Origin of the sequence: Clostridium sp. JS66 (genome assembly GCF_033561535.1) — a bacterium.
Classification (GTDB): Bacteria; Bacillota; Clostridia; order Clostridiales; family Clostridiaceae; genus Clostridium_AM; species Clostridium_AM carboxidivorans.
The window spans coordinates 3,745,668-3,761,219 of sequence record NZ_CP131467.1 but is presented as its reverse complement, the minus strand read 5'-3'; the positions used below and the strand labels follow the sequence as shown (position 1 = coordinate 3,761,219).

Annotated in this window: 13 protein-coding genes; 11 read left to right on the top strand and 2 right to left on the bottom strand. The window is 29.8% G+C overall.

Annotated features, from left to right (window positions below):
• Window positions 1-11: 11 nt before the first annotated feature.
• From Q6H37_RS17400 to Q6H37_RS17390, 3 genes are read left to right on the top strand one after another with little or no spacing between them, the layout of a single operon-like run.
• On the top strand, window positions 12-575 hold the full coding sequence (locus tag Q6H37_RS17400) for an RNA polymerase sigma factor (protein ID WP_318734536.1): 564 nt from the start codon (window positions 12-14) through the stop codon (window positions 573-575).
• Window positions 556-1,410, top strand: a complete 855-nt coding sequence (locus tag Q6H37_RS17395) for a hypothetical protein (RefSeq protein ID WP_318734534.1) — start codon at window positions 556-558, stop codon at window positions 1,408-1,410. Before Q6H37_RS17400 ends, Q6H37_RS17395 begins: the two co-directional genes overlap by 20 nt.
• Window positions 1,411-1,435: 25 nt before the next feature.
• On the top strand, window positions 1,436-2,035 hold the full coding sequence (locus Q6H37_RS17390; protein WP_318734532.1) for a class I SAM-dependent methyltransferase: 600 nt from the start codon (window positions 1,436-1,438) through the stop codon (window positions 2,033-2,035).
• Between the two features lie 67 nt (window positions 2,036-2,102).
• On the opposite strand, the gene Q6H37_RS17385 is transcribed toward Q6H37_RS17390, so the two are convergent.
• Entirely contained in the window at window positions 2,103-3,269 is a 1,167-nt protein-coding gene (locus Q6H37_RS17385) for an amidohydrolase (protein WP_318734529.1), read from the bottom strand.
• A gap of 47 nt (window positions 3,270-3,316) precedes the next feature.
• On the bottom strand, window positions 3,317-4,516 hold the full coding sequence (locus Q6H37_RS17380) for a hypothetical protein (RefSeq protein ID WP_318734527.1): 1,200 nt from the start codon (window positions 4,514-4,516) through the stop codon (window positions 3,317-3,319).
• A gap of 1,029 nt (window positions 4,517-5,545) precedes the next feature.
• Here Q6H37_RS17380 and Q6H37_RS17375 point away from each other — a divergent pair.
• The 8 genes from Q6H37_RS17375 to Q6H37_RS17340 all read left to right on the top strand — a co-directional run bounded on the left by Q6H37_RS17375 (window position 5,546) and on the right by Q6H37_RS17340 (window position 15,549).
• Entirely contained in the window at window positions 5,546-5,896 is a 351-nt protein-coding gene (locus Q6H37_RS17375) for a PadR family transcriptional regulator (protein WP_318734525.1), read from the top strand.
• Window positions 5,883-6,815, top strand: coding sequence for a permease prefix domain 1-containing protein (locus tag Q6H37_RS17370; RefSeq protein ID WP_318734523.1), 933 nt, complete (start codon window positions 5,883-5,885; stop codon window positions 6,813-6,815). The genes Q6H37_RS17375 and Q6H37_RS17370 overlap by 14 nt, the downstream gene beginning before the upstream one ends.
• A gap of 142 nt (window positions 6,816-6,957) precedes the next feature.
• The gene (locus tag Q6H37_RS17365) at window positions 6,958-7,509 is read left to right on the top strand and encodes an XRE family transcriptional regulator (protein WP_318734520.1); all 552 of its coding nucleotides are present in this window, start codon (window positions 6,958-6,960) and stop codon (window positions 7,507-7,509) included.
• 180 nt (window positions 7,510-7,689) lie between these two features.
• Window positions 7,690-9,042: an aspartate aminotransferase family protein gene (locus Q6H37_RS17360; RefSeq protein ID WP_318734517.1), complete on the top strand. Its 1,353-nt coding sequence runs from the start codon at window positions 7,690-7,692 to the stop codon at window positions 9,040-9,042.
• Window positions 9,043-9,369: 327 nt separating this feature from the next.
• Window positions 9,370-10,419 (top strand): carbamoyl phosphate synthase small subunit, encoded by a 1,050-nt coding sequence (locus tag Q6H37_RS17355; protein ID WP_318734514.1) that lies wholly within the window; start codon window positions 9,370-9,372, stop codon window positions 10,417-10,419.
• 46 nt (window positions 10,420-10,465) lie between these two features.
• A complete protein-coding gene (gene carB, locus Q6H37_RS17350) occupies window positions 10,466-13,672 on the top strand; it encodes a carbamoyl-phosphate synthase large subunit (protein WP_318734511.1) in 3,207 nt (1,068 codons plus the stop codon).
• A 359-nt stretch (window positions 13,673-14,031) separates the two neighbouring features.
• Entirely contained in the window at window positions 14,032-14,604 is a 573-nt protein-coding gene (locus tag Q6H37_RS17345; RefSeq protein ID WP_318734508.1) for an XRE family transcriptional regulator, read from the top strand.
• A 42-nt stretch (window positions 14,605-14,646) separates the two neighbouring features.
• Window positions 14,647-15,549, top strand: coding sequence for a trans-4-hydroxy-L-proline dehydratase activase (locus Q6H37_RS17340; RefSeq protein WP_318734506.1), 903 nt, complete (start codon window positions 14,647-14,649; stop codon window positions 15,547-15,549).
• Window positions 15,550-15,552: the final 3 nt, after the last annotated feature.

The window sequence follows — 15,552 nt, the reverse complement described above, 5'->3', positions numbered from 1 at the left end:
AAAAATAAATTATGGATTCTATAAGTGATGAAGAGCTATTTGAAGAAATTAAAGAAGGCAAAAATCAAAATATGGAATCTATTGTAGCACGTTATTATAAAATTATTTTTAGATATATATACAATAAGATAAATGATTATCATATGGCACAAGATTTGTGTCAGGAAGTGTTTTGCAAGATTTATGAAAAAAGAAAAAGTTATTCAAGAGAATATTTATTTAAGCCTTGGTTATATAAAATTGCATATAATTCCATTATTGATTATACTAGAGGAAAAACTTATAAGAATAGAAATAAAGTTACGGTTTTAGATGAGAATATGAAAGAAAAAACTAATGTTATTGAGTATAAACTTTTTAATAACAATATAGATGATATGCTTGAAGGACTTAGTGATGCTCAAAAGGAAGTAGTTAAGCTTAGGTTTTGTGAGCAGTTATCCATCGAGGATATTGCCATTATCACTGATAGTAATATAAATACAGTAAAAAGCAGGTTATATCAAGGCATAAAGTTAATAAAGAGCAGACTGAACAAAGTAGGAGGTGGTCTGGATGAAGCAAAATCTCAATAAGAATATTTTAAAAGATATAGAGCATGAAAATATAGATGAAGAAATAAATTTACAGGATATTGAGGACATTGAAGCTTTTTTTAGTACACAGCCTGAAATAGAACCACCAAAAAACTTGTTTAATAATATAATGGAAGCAGTAGAGCTTAAGTATGAAGAAGAAAACATTCAAGTAGAAACATATAGTAAGGAAAATGCATATATCAGCATAAAAAAATTGCTGCTTAATATAAGACATCAAATTTCACTTTTCGATGAAAGATTTTGGATAGCTTCATTTATTATATTGGTATTAGGATATATAATTTTAAGAAATCCTCAAGGATTCAGTTTTATGCTTATAGCACCTATAGTTTCTATGCTATCTATATATTATTTGTACAGAGGTAGTTATTATAATGTGCTTGAAATGGAAATGGCCTGTAAATATTCACTGTATGAAATTACATTAGCAAGAACTGTTATAATACTTGTATATAACATAGCTTTTGTAACTACTATGGCAGTTATTAATTATATAATGTGGCAGGTTAGCATGTGGACTTTTTTAATTTTAACCTGGCTTTCTCCACTTTTAATGTCCTATTGTATAGCACTTTACTTTTTCTATAAAAAAGGAACAATTCATAGTGTTATAGCAAATGTAAGTGTTTGGTTTATTTATGTCATAATGCTTAGGGGATTTTCGAAAATTAATTATAGTAGTGGAGAGCTTGAAAAAGTAATTCAAATGTATAATAATTTAAATTATGTTATTGTAAATTTAATCTTGATTTTAATTTCAGGCATTATGCTTTATAATATATTGAAAAGTATGAAAAAAACCTATGGATAAAATAACTTAAGAAGGAGAAGATATTATGGATAATAGGGAATTTTTCAACAACCTGGCAGAAAAATGGGACAGCATGTGTTGTCATCCAGAAGAAAAAGTTAATCATGTTTTTGACAAAATTGAATTAGAAAAAGGAAATCATGTCCTTGATATAGGAAGTGGTACGGGTATAATTATACCTTATATTGAAAAAGAAATTGGTGAAAGTGGAAAACTGGTAGCTTTGGATTTGTCCGAAAAAATGATAGAAGTGTCCAAGAAAAAGAATGATTATAAAAATTTGAGCTTTTATGTGGGAGATTTTGATTCTTATAATCCTTTGGAAAAATATGATTGTATAATAGCTTATTCATGTTATCCTCATTTTAATGATAGAGAAGCTTTTTTTAAAAAAGCAAATTCTCTTCTTAAGAAAGGTGGAAAAGCAGTTATTGCTCATATTGAAAGTAGACAAAAAATAAACAGCAGACATAATGATATAGAAGATCATATTCATTCTAATGATCTTGTGAAAGTAAATGAAACTTCTAAAATTATGAATGAACATGGATTTAATACAATATACACTGAGGATAATAGCGAATATTATATATGTATTGGCGAAAAATCAAAGGAACTATATTAGTCTAAGAATCACTTGATATGTAAAATAGCTCTGCACTTAAATTCATTGGTGCAGAGCTATTTTTAATCTACTTTAAATAATCTAATGCTACTTGAACATAAGCAGCAACACCTATAGGTAAAGCGTCTTCATCAATTTTAAAATGATTAGAATGATGTGAATAACAGCAATCCTTAGCTTCATTACGACATCCTAGAAGTAATAGAGCTCCAGGAATTTGTTCAAGGTATGCAGAAAAATCTTCTGATCCCATAACTTTTTCAAACTCAGGAATATTTTCTTCTCCTATTAATTTGGTTACAGAATTTTTAACCAACCTTGCCGATTTTACATCATTTATTGTAGGTGCGCAGATAAAATCATAGCTAAATTCATAATCACAATTATAGCCTTTGCATATGTTCTTAACCATATCTTCAATCCATTTAGGCATTTTTTTGCGGTTATCAGCACTAAAAGCCCTATTCATTCCAGTCATCTCTACAGTACCAGGAGTTACATTAAAACGCTCTCCTCCTTTTATAGTACCAATGTTGATTACAATTGGTGATCTAACATCATTAAATCTACTTACCAAGGTTTGAACACCTTGTATCACAGCTGCAGCACAAGTTACTGCATCTACTCCCTGCCATGGAGATGAACCGTGACATGATTTACCTTTTATAGTAAGATTCCATATGTCTCCAGAAGCCATCATTGGACCTTCCTTAATGGAAACTTTTCCTACAGGTACATCTGACCATATATGCATTCCAAATATAAAATCCACATCAGGATTTTTTAAAACTCCACCTTTAATCATTTGGTTAGCTCCATCAGCTACTTCTTCTGCAGGCTGAAATATAAATTTAACAGTTCCTTTTAATTCAGCTCTCATTTCAGATAAAAGTTTAGCTGCTCCAAGAAGCATTGAAACATGGCAGTCATGTCCACATCCATGCATAAAGCCTGGATTTTCTGAAGTAAATGGAAGACCTGTATCCTCAGTAACAGATAATCCATCCATGTCAGCACGTAATGCTACAACCTTTCCTTCATTTTCTCCCTTTAATGTACCTACAACACCGGTTTCACCTATGTGAGATACTTCTATTCCAAGGTTAGTTAACTCTTCTGCAATAATTTTAGAAGTTCTAAATTCCTTAAAGGATGGTTCAGGATGTCTATGAAAATCCCTTCTAAATTTTAAAACCCAATCCTGTATATTTTTTGCTTTCTCTAATGTATTCATCAAAAGTCCTCCTCTATATTTATAATCAAAAAATTCAGATAATCATATTACAACAACTTTACAAATATACCTGCTATAACTACTGAAGCTATAGATACAGTGGTAAAGCCACCAACTAACATTCTAGGAAGAATGATATCTAGTATATAATTTTTTTCAGCATCAGTTTTACATACTGATTTACATGCTTCATTAGTTAAAATATAGTCTGCAGGAAAGCCGAACAATGCTGTTAAAGCACAGGCAAAACCCATTTCCTTGGTAAAGCCCATGAATTTTCCAACAATCATTGACATTATGAACATTCCTAGTACACCTAATATGATTAATGTTATTAAAGGCAATATCATTTTTTCAAGTGCCTGCGGAGTAACAGATGAAAGTCCTGAGAAAATATAGGCCATTAATCCAGTTATAAGCCATCCAAAAACTCCAGCTTTAACTAGTGCAGTTTCTTCTAAGAAGCCTAGTTCACAGAATACAACACCAAAAATTAAGCATATTATATACTGATTTACAGCTTGATTAGTTAAGTTTGAAACAAAATTTGCAAGTAGTCCAACTAGCATAACCTTTAAAAGTATAATATAGGTTGTCTGATATTTTTCAGGTAGTGGAGGGATAAGTTTTTTTCTCTGAGTTTCCTCATGTGCAACTGCAACTTCATTACTGCTTTTCAATAAATCTTCATTAGCCCCATTTTTTCTGAAGTCATTTAAAAGCCTGTTGCTTTCTTTTTTCAAACAATAGGAAGTGAGAGGATATCCTACAAAACCATGCATTATATACATTGCTATAGGAAGTACAGCTAGATCCATCAAACCCTTTGCTTTAACAGCTTCTGACATTAATAAAGCTGCTACAATTCCGCCTGTTAATGGAGGAGTTGCTGCTACAACAGTATGCCATCCAAATAAAGCTTTACCTACAGTCATAGTTAGAAGCATTATTCCACACACACCGGCTATGGATACTGTAACTGATTTCCATTGATCGATTAACTTTCTTAAACTCATTAATGTTCCAAGATGAACTAACAGTAAACTCATAGTTACTGAAACGAAGCTTGGACCAAAAGATGCTTGTGCAACTATATCTTTAGGCAAGATTGTCCAAAAACCTATAATAAATAAAACTGCGGATACAAATACGGAAGGAACAAAAGCTTTTGTTTTATTAGATGCTATTTGTCCTATAACCATAATTAACATTACGATAAAAAAACATTGAATTACGCTAAATTTCATTAAATTGCCCCCTTATTTAGTTTTAATTTAATATCAAAAGTACAAGCTTGTATTTTTTACTAATGATAGGATTTATCCGATGGCTACCATCCGTAACACTCTCATCCTCTTAAGGTGGGAGATATTAGAACTCTTGAGCTTCAGCGATTTAGAGTTCTTATGCTGTGCATAACGGCTGACACGCCCCTGGATAAGTTCTTCTAAGACTCAGAAGGAGAGAGGTATTCCTTATAAGCAAACTCCATCTGAGTCTAAGAATCACTTGATAAAAATGAATGTTAAAGCCCCATAATAACAAACGATTTTTCATAAATTATTTATAGTATACATAACATTAGCAACAATCATGCTTAAGTTAGAATAGTGGAAATTAAATTATTTTTAAATGTTAAATACGATAAAAATAATTTGATGAATAAAAATAAACTATTATTGTATCTATATACTAAAAAATTCATGATTTTTGAAATAATATTTTATATTATGTCAAAAATATAAAAATAAAATTAATTATTTCAAAAAATGCATATTAAATCATGAAAATATTCTATTTTTATTAAAAAAAGTATATTTTATATAAATAATTACATATTTCCATGAAATTCATTTGTAAAAATGAAAACTAATGAATGTTTTTATTCATACAATAGTTCTTGGTAATTGATATATTTGGTTTTAAAACGTTTTTATAAAAATCTGTTTTGAAATAAATATAATGAAATAAAATATTTGGTAAATCGCTTCTATAATCTTTATATAAATTTCAAATTATAATGATGGAATTAATTCTATATATGGATAAGTTAATCTTAAAAAAACAAATAATTATTAGATTTTATGAATATTTTTTAGTCAATTTGTATGTTTTAGTTATTCATATGGGAATTTATTAATACTTTATTTGGAAATTTAATAGAATTATTTTACATAAACTACTTGATAATATTAAGTAGTCTATGTTATCATATGGGTGTACTTAATAATATAAAGTACTTCGTTAAATAAAATATAATGAAAGGAGAAAATATATTGGAATTTCAGAAGGAAATACTGAAAGGATATATTGACATAATTATAGTCTCAGTTTTACAGGAAAAGCCTATGTATGGTTATGAAATTGCAAAGACAATAAAGGGAAAGACAAATGAAAACTTTGAAATGAAAGAAGCAACATTATATGTATCTTTGAAAAGACTTGAAAAGAAAAATTATTTAGAAGGATACTGGAATGATGATAAAGGTACTGGAGGAGGTAGAAGACGGTACTATAGAATTACAAAAGAGGGTAAAGAATTTTTTAAGGAAAAGGTAAATGAGTGGAATTTATTAAAAAAATTATTAAATAATTTTATGGAGGTGCATTTTAATGAAAAAAATTGATGCCTATGTTGATAAGATTTGTGATAATTTTAATGAATCAGATGAAGAAATAGAGAATATTAAAGAAGAAATGAAAGCTCATTTATATGAAGAAGTAGAAGAATTAAAAAAACAAGGGTTTAGTGAAGAAGAAAGTATAGAAAAGGCATTAACTGCTTTTGGAAAAGAAAATAAAGTGGTAAACGAAATGAATGCTATTTGGAAAAAGAAAAATGAATTTTCAATATTTATTTTGAAAGGTGCCATTGTTACATTTATAATTGCATGCTTATTTATGGCTATAAGCGTATTTTATAAAAATAATGATAAAAAATATGTAAATAGTAATTCGGAATATACAATAAATGCTATATTTAAAGAAATAAATGAAAAAAATAGTATTAAAAAAGATGAAATTGACAAATATTTAGATGAGTTTAATAAGAAAAATGATAATGGATTATATTATTTGAAAATAGAAAAATTGAAAAACACAAAGTATGAGTATAAAAAAGATGTGTCTGAAAATATGATTAAAAATAATTATGAAGATAAATTGATCAAAGGTGATCTTGGAATTTACTATAAAGAAACAGATTCTCAAAGAGAAAAGAATTTGGAAAATTTATATAAGCTTACAGAATCAAAAGCTAATTCAATTAATATTATATTTAAGCAACTTGCTTATGTGTTATTCTTATTTTCATTGACTATTTTATGGATGGCTTCTTATAATTATATAGGAGGAAATAGCAAATTTGTTTTGGCTATAGCTGCTTTGGATATTTGTACAATAGGAATGCTTGTAGTAACAGATGACTTTTCCTCAAATGTAAAGATGGTAATTCTTTGTATATGGGCAGCTTGTTTATTAGTCTTTGGAGTATTAAATTTATATTTTGATAGCAAAAAAACTTCCAATAAGTATATAGAAAAATGATTAAATATTGTTAAAGCTTAATTTTATTTACTATTACAAAAAAATAATATAAAATAAAGTATAATGAACTTGGTATGTTAAAGCACTTAAAAACTTTAATTACTATAAAACAACACGTTGGATACACAGGGAGGAGTTACTTTTGTTAGGACCTAAAATTAGAGAAATAAGACAAAAAAAAGAATTAACTTTAAATGAATTAGCTGATAAAACAGGACTTACAGCTAGCTATCTTTCTCAGATTGAAAGAAATATTATTGATCCTTCTCTTTCATCCTTAAGAAAGATTTCTTTGTCATTAGAAGTACCAATTTATACATTTTTAACTGATGAAAAAAAGCAAAGTGTGCTTATTAAAAGTGATAAAAGAAAAAAATTGGAGCTCCCTAATTCAAGTATTGTATATGAATTTGTTACACCTATGGCATCGGATAAGGAAATAAATTCAAAAATGGAGATTATACACTTTCAATTGGAACCTTGCAGTTGGAGTAGTGATGAATTTATGATACATCCAGCAGATGAATGTATATTTATAATTGAAGGTACCATAGAATTGTATTTAGCACAAGAAAAATACACTCTAAATAAAGGTGATAGTATTTATATACAGGAAAATATACCGCATAAATTTTATAACCCAACGTCTAAAAAGGTTATAGGAATTAGTAGTATGTGCCCACCAATATACTAATTAAAGGCTGTATTCTTGAAAAAGAGTACAGTTTTTTTGTGTGAAAAAAGTAAGTATAACTTAAAACTTTAATAAATACTTGAAAATATGTTTAGCATATAATAGAATAGTTAATAAATAGCTATTAAGTAATACTTAAAAAAATAATAAATAATTAATATTTTTTTAGGAGGGGTTACTGTGGAGGCAAATATAAAAAAATGTAAGAATATTGTGAAACAAGATAACGAAGTAGTTGGAGCTGCTTGTAGAGTTCCTTATTATCCATTGGTTATAAAGCGTGGAAGGGGAGCAATAATTGAAGATGAGGATGGTAATGAGTATATAGATATGCTGTCCAGTGCAGCAGCAACTAACATAGGACACTGTCATCCAAAGGTTGTAGAGGCTATAATGGAACAAGCTAAGGAAATTATACATTACACACCAGTTTACACATATCAGGAATCTCTTGTTAAGCTAGCTAAAGAGTTAACAGAAATCACACCAGGAAATTTTAAAAAGAAAGTGATATTTGGTCTTACAGGTTCTGATTCCAATGATGGAATGATAAAATTGGCTAGAGCTTATACAGGAAGAAGCAAAATAATTTCCTTTGTTGGAGCATATCATGGTTCTACCTATGGTTCTCTTTCAATTTCTGCTATAAGTTTGAATATGCGTCGTAAGATTGGACCGTTAGTTCCTGATGTTTACTATATAAGTTATCCTCATTGTTATCGCTGCAAATTTGGTAAGAAGGAAGAAAGCTGTAATTTAGAATGTATTCAAGAATTAGAAGATAGCTTTAAAAACTATATACCTGAAGAAGAAGTAGCAGCAGTAGTAATGGAAGCTATACAAGGAGATGCAGGACTTATTGTGCCGCCTGAAAAGTATGTTAAAAAGTTATATAGTATATGTAAAGATAAAGGGATTTTATTTGCTGTTGATGAAGTACAGCAAGGCTTTGGAAGAACAGGCAAGTGGTTTGGTATAGAAAATTTTAATGTGGAACCTGACATAATAGTTGTTGGAAAATCTATAGCATCTGGAATGCCAATGAGTGCTATTATAGCAAGATCGGAAATTATGGAAACCTTAGGACCTCCTGCACATGCCTTTACAACTATGGGTAATCCAATATGTTGCAAAGCAGCACTTGCAACAATTAAGGTTATAAAAGAAGAGGGACTTTTGGAATATAGCAGAAAGCTAGGTGAATATACTAAGGAACGTTTTGACAAAATGAAGAACAAATATCCATTAATCGGGGATGTGAGAGGCGTAGGTTTAAGTATTGGGGTTGATTTAGTTAAAGATAGAAACACAAAAGAGAGAGATAAAGAAGCAGCAGCAAAGATTTGTTATAGATGTTGGGAAAAGGGTATACTACTTACTTTCTTTGCAAATAATGTACTGCGTATTCAACCACCTCTTGTAATAACTAGAGAACAAATGGATAAAGCACTTAATATTATTGAAGCCTCAATAGTTGAATATTTAAGAGGTGATATTCCAGATGAAGTACTTGAAATAGCTAAAGGCTGGTAGAAAGATTAGAAATGCTTAATTTTATCCTTGACATATTTAAAATTATAAATTAGAATTATGAGTGAAAAAGAATTAAAGTAAAAAAATACACTTTAAATTGGTCCAGAGAGGCCAGAAAGAGGTATGATGATGTGTTTTTATTGTGCAGAAAAAAATTGGATAAATTTATATTTAAATAGTATTTACAAGAGTAATAGGAAGATTGTATTTTAGTGCGTAATCTTTTTATTACTCTTTTCGTTTAAAAAGGATTGTAAGGCCTTCATCAAAGAATATTTTATTCAAAAGTGTATTTTTACGAGACAAAAATTAAGGGAGGTCTATTATATGAAAGCAAAACTTATATTAGAAAATGGAACAACATTTTATGGTAACGCATTTGGATGCTTAAAGGATAGTGTTGGAGAAGTTGTATTTAACACTGGAATGACAGGATATCAAGAAATTCTTACAGACCCATCTTATTATGGTCAAATTGTAACAATGACATACCCGCTTATAGGTAACTATGGTATAAATCTAGAAGATATGGAGTCTAAAACACCAAAGGTTAAGGGGTTTATAGTTAGAGAAAAATGTAATGCTTCAAGCAATTTTAGATCTGAATTAGAACTAGAAGATTACTTAAAACAAAATAATATTATAGGTTTAGAAGGAATAGATACAAGGGCTTTAACTAAAATTTTAAGAGATAGTGGAACCATGAAAGGCATAATTACACTAGAAGATGTTGAATATGGTGAGATTAAAAGTAAGATAAAAGCTTTTTCCAATAAGGGAGCAGTTCAAAGTGTGACTGTTAAAGAAAAGTATGTAATAGAAGGAAAAGGCAAACATGTGGCTATTATGGATTTTGGAATAAAGCAAAATATAGTAAGATCCTTTGTAAAGAGAGGATGTAAGGTAACTGTTTTACCTTCTAATACAAAAGCAGAGGAAATTTTAAAATTAAATCCAGATTTGATTTTTCTATCTAATGGACCTGGAGATCCACAGGATTTAAAGGATGTTATAGAAAATATAAAGCAGCTTATAGGTAAGAAGCCAATTGTAGGAATATGTTTAGGACACCAACTTTTAGCTTTAAGCTTTGGTGGAAAAACAGGCAAGCTTAAATTTGGACATAGAGGCTGTAATCATCCAGTTAAAGATTTAGAAGAAAATAAAGTTCATATAACTTCTCAAAATCATGGGTATTATGTAGACATGCTTCCACAAGATATGGAAGTAACTCATGTAAGTGTTAATGATGGAACTATAGAAGGAATGAAACACAAAAGTTTACCTATATTTTCAGTACAATTCCATCCAGAAGCATGTCCGGGACCTAAGGACAGCGATTATATATTTGATAGATTTATGAAGTACGCAGAATAAAAAGTATAGGTAGTATTTAAATACGTAATTTTGGGAGGTAGCAGATATGCCATTAAATAAAAATATAAAAAAAGTTTTAGTTATAGGTTCAGGTCCAATAGTTATAGGACAAGCAGCGGAATTTGATTATTCTGGAACTCAAGCTTGTGAAGCATTGAAGGAAGAAGGAATAGAGGTTGTATTAATAAACAGTAATCCAGCTACGATAATGACAGATAAGGAAACAGCGGATAAAGTTTATTTAGAGCCATTAACATTGGAATTCGTGGAAAAGGTTATAAAAGAAGAAAGACCAGACAGTTTGCTTGCAGGTATGGGAGGACAGACAGGATTAAATTTAGCAGTAGAACTTTATGATAAAGGAATACTTGATAAGTACAATGTAAAAGTAATTGGTACATCTATAGAATCAATAAAAGAGGGTGAAGATAGAGAACTCTTTAGAAATATGATGAATAGAATAGGCCAGCCAGTTATTCAAAGTGAAATAATAACTGATATGGAAAGTGGCATGGCTTTTGCAAGTAAAATAGGATATCCAGTTATAGTTAGACCAGCTTATACTTTAGGCGGTACTGGCGGCGGAATAGCAGACAATGAAGAAGAATTAGAAGAAATATTGGAATCTGGACTTCAATTGAGCTCTATAGGTCAAGTACTTCTTGAAAAAAGTGTTAAGGGATGGAAGGAAATAGAGTATGAAGTAATGAGAGACAGCTTTGGAAATTGTATTACAGTATGTAATATGGAAAATATAGACCCAGTAGGTATTCATACAGGTGACAGTATAGTAGTAGCTCCAAGCCAAACTTTATCAGATAAAGAATATCAGATGTTAAGATCTGCATCTATAGATATAATAAATGCTGTAGGTATAGAAGGTGGATGTAATGTTCAACTTGCACTTAATCCACATTCCTTTGAATATGCAGTAATAGAAATAAATCCAAGGGTGAGCCGTTCTTCGGCATTAGCTTCTAAGGCAACTGGCTATCCAATAGCTAAAGTAGCAGCAAAGATAGCTTTAGGATATGGTTTAGATGAAATACTGAATGCAGTTACTCAAATGACATATGCGTGCTTCGAACCATCACTAGACTATGTAGTAGTTAAAATTCCAAAGTGGCCTTTTGATAAATTCCAGGGAGCAGATAGAGTACTTGGAACTAAAATGATGGCTACTGGTGAAATCATGGCTATAGGAAGCAACTTTGAAGCAGCATTTTTAAAAGGAATAAGATCTTTAGAGATAGGAAAATATTCATTAGATCATAAAAAGTTTAAAGAATTTAGTATGTCAGAACTAAAGGAAAGAGTTATGTCACCTGATGATGAAAGAATATTTGCTTTAGCAGAAATGCTTAGACGTGAGTATAGAGTAGATATGATTGCTCAAATAACAGGTATAGATAAATTCTTTATTGAAAAATTTAAATGGATTGTTGAAGAAGAACAAAGATTAAAGCTTAGTAAAATAGGCGATTTGGATAAAGAATGGTTCCACAAATTAAAGAAAAAAGGCTTTTCTGATAAAGGTATAGCAGATATGCTTAAGGTAAGTCCTGATGATATATATAAACTTAGAAGTGTATGGGGAATAAAACCAGTTTATAAAATGGTAGATACTTGTGGAGGAGAGTTTGAAGCTCGCTCACCATATTATTATTCAACTTATGACACTTATGATGAAGTAAAAGTTTCTTATGAAAAGAAGGTAATGGTTATAGGATCAGGACCAATAAGAATTGGACAGGGTATAGAGTTTGATTATGCTTCAGTACACTGTGTAATGGCACTTAAAAAATTAGGAATAGAAACAATAATAGTAAACAATAACCCTGAAACTGTAAGTACTGATTTTAATGTATCTGATAAGTTATACTTTGAACCTCTTACAGAAGAAGATGTTTTAAATATAATAGAAAAGGAAAATCCAAATGGTGTAATCCTACAGTTTGGTGGACAAACAGCTATCAAGCTTGCCAAGTTCTTAAAGGAAAAGAATATACTAACTCTTGGAACTACTGCAGATCAAATAGACATGGCAGAAGATAGAGAAAGATTTGATGAATTACTTGAAAAGTTACAAATATCAAGACCTAAGGGAAAAGGAATTTGGAACACCGAAGAAGGATTAGAAGAAGCTAAAAAGTTAGGATTTCCTGTACTTGTGAGACCTTCCTATGTAATTGGAGGTCAGGGTATGGAAATTACTCATGATGAAAAAGAGCTTATATACTATTTATCAAATGCTTTTGAAAAAGACAAGAAAAATCCAATACTTATTGACAAATATTTAATGGGAAGAGAAATAGAAGTAGATGCTATATCGGATGGAAAAGACGTATTAATACCAGGTATAATGGAGCATTTAGAGAGAGCGGGAGTGCATTCTGGAGATAGTATAACTATGTATCCAAGCCAGAATATAAGTGCTGAAATGAAAGGAAAAATACTTGATTATACTAAAAAAATTGCTTTAGAAATAGGTATTAAAGGTATGATAAATATACAATTCATAGAATTTGAAGGAAACCTTTATGTAATAGAAGTTAACCCTAGAGCATCAAGAACTGTACCATATATAAGCAAAGTAAGTAAAGTTCCTATAGTGGATTTGGCAACTAGAGTAATGCTTGGAGAACAATTAAAGGATTTAGGTTATGGTGTGGATATTTACAAGGAACCAGAAATTATATCTGTAAAGGTTCCAGTATTCTCAACTCAAAAGCTTCCAAATGTTGAAGTTTGTTTAGGACCTGAAATGAGATCTACAGGAGAGGTTTTAGGAGTTGGAAGAACAATAGAAGAGGCTCTATACAAAGGTTTTGAAGCAGCTAATATGCTTGCTAAAGAAGAAAAGATTACTGTCCTTGCTACTATAAATGATCATGATAAGAAGGAATTCTTAGACATAGCAAAAGAAATGCACAAATTAGGAGTTAAGTTTGTGGCAACTAAAAATACAGCAAAGCTTTTAAGAAATGCAGGTTTAAAGGTTAAAGAAGTTAGAAAGCTTTCAGAAGAACATCCTAATATAATAGATGCTATCAAAAATGGAGAAGTGGATTTAGTAGTAAATACTCCAACTAAAGGAAATGATTCAAAAAGGGATGGTTTCCATATAAGAAGAGCTGCTATTGAAAGAAATATAGGAGTAGTAACAGCGTTAGATACTCTTAAAGCAATGGTAGATGTTAAAATCAAAGGTATAAAAGATGAAAAACTAGAAGTATTTGATTTAACAAAATAAGGTTTAGTTTAATAAGAAAAGTGATGATGGTTACAACTATCATCACTTTTCTTATATTAAGAGGACAATTGTCCTATCGAAAAAGTTATTATATGGCTTATTCTGTGTGAAAATTTTATTTTTAAATTTCATGTACATGAAATTTAAAATGACATTTTTCTATGTAAATGAATACATGAATTATATATTACTCTATTTGTTTATAAATATGAAATTTTTTTCAATATATTAAAAAACAGAGTAGACTTTTTAACAAGTATATATTATAATATTATTGTAAATATTAAGAAAATTATGATGGGCAAGAAAATTAAATGATATTTTTATTTTTTATGGTTAAAAGGAAATGAGGCAATATTATGACAGAAGATGTAGGTAAAAAAATAAAAGAACTTAGAACTAATAAAAATTTGACCTTAAAGGAATTAAGTACGAAAACTAATTTATCTATTGGATTTTTATCACAATTAGAGAGAGGACTGACAGCAGTAGCTATAGATTCTTTAAACAATATTGCAAAGGCTTTAGATGTTAATTTGGCATACTTCATTAATGAAGCAAATCACAATAAAAAAATTATACTTAGAAGTTACGAAAAAGAAGTATTTCAAGTTGAAAATAATCAATTCATACATTATCATTTAACTAATGATATAGAAAATAAAAATCTTTTACCAAGATTAATAGAAATACTTCCAACCAGTAGTAAAGAACCTTTAACTTCCTATCAGCACGAAGGTGAAGAATTTGTCTATGTTTTAGAAGGAATTCTCACGTTGCTTATCAATAATGAGCAGCAAGAATTGTTTCCTGGAGATAGTGCTCATTATGATTCAAATCTTGTTCATAATTGGGCAAATTACACAAGTAAAACAGTTAAGCTGCTTACGGTACATACTCCGAATATGTTTAAAAAGGAGACTGAGGATTAGTTCTTTTATAAAGTAATGCATTATATAAGGGAGGGGATGGATGTGAACTCAAGTACTATAATAAATATTCAAAAATACTCTATACATGATGGTCCAGGCATTAGAACTACAATTTTTTTTAAAGGATGTCCACTTAAATGCTGGTGGTGTCATAATCCTGAAACTCAAAATCCCAAATATGAAATAATGTTCTTTGAAGAAAGGTGTACAGGATGTGGTATTTGTGCAAAAAGGTGTCCGCAAAATGCCATTTCAATCAAGGAAGGTCATTCTGTTGTTGATGAAGAAAAATGTGCTCTTTGTGGAAAGTGTACTGATTTTTGTCCAAATACTGCAAGAGAGTATGTAGGTCGCGATGTTACAGTATCAGAACTCATGAAGGAAATAATGAAAGATGAAGTATTTTATGATGAATCTGGTGGAGGTGTTACATTTTCAGGAGGAGAACCACTGATTCATATAGATTTTTTAAATGAGGTTTTAAAAAAGTGTAAGGAAAAAGGAATTCATACTACAGTGGATACCAGTGGCTGTGTGCCTTGGGAGAACTTGGAGAAGATATTAGATAAAGTAGATTTATTCTTGTATGATATAAAAATTATGGACAATGAAAAACATATTAAATACATTGGCTCGGAAAATACTAATATTCTTGAAAACTTAAAAAAGCTTTCAGATAGGGGAGGTAGAATATTTGTTAGAATGCCAATTGTTGCAGGGGTTAATGATGATGCCTATCATATAGATTCAGCTATTGAATTTTTATCACATATAAATGCAGAACAGGTCAATTTATTACCATATCATAAAATGGGTATGGATAAATATAGAAGACTTAAAATGACTTATAAGTTATCCGGTAATGAAAAGCCATCTGACATAGTTATGGAAGAAATATCAAATAAATTCAAAAAATCTGGAATAAAAATTAAGATAGGGGGATAATTA

Coding starts and splice junctions, on each gene's coding strand:
- Q6H37_RS17400 (WP_318734536.1), top strand. CDS start 12: ATGGATTCTATAAGTGATGAAGAGCTATTTGAAGAAATTAAAGAAGGC.
- Q6H37_RS17395 (WP_318734534.1), top strand. CDS start 556: ATGAAGCAAAATCTCAATAAGAATATTTTAAAAGATATAGAGCATGAA.
- Q6H37_RS17390 (WP_318734532.1), top strand. CDS start 1,436: ATGGATAATAGGGAATTTTTCAACAACCTGGCAGAAAAATGGGACAGC.
- Q6H37_RS17385 (WP_318734529.1), bottom strand. CDS start 3,269: ATGAATACATTAGAGAAAGCAAAAAATATACAGGATTGGGTTTTAAAA.
- Q6H37_RS17380 (WP_318734527.1), bottom strand. CDS start 4,516: ATGAAATTTAGCGTAATTCAATGTTTTTTTATCGTAATGTTAATTATG.
- Q6H37_RS17370 (WP_318734523.1), top strand. CDS start 5,883: ATGAAAAAAATTGATGCCTATGTTGATAAGATTTGTGATAATTTTAAT.
- Q6H37_RS17355 (WP_318734514.1), top strand. CDS start 9,370: ATGAAAGCAAAACTTATATTAGAAAATGGAACAACATTTTATGGTAAC.
- carB (WP_318734511.1), top strand. CDS start 10,466: ATGCCATTAAATAAAAATATAAAAAAAGTTTTAGTTATAGGTTCAGGT.
- Q6H37_RS17345 (WP_318734508.1), top strand. CDS start 14,032: ATGACAGAAGATGTAGGTAAAAAAATAAAAGAACTTAGAACTAATAAA.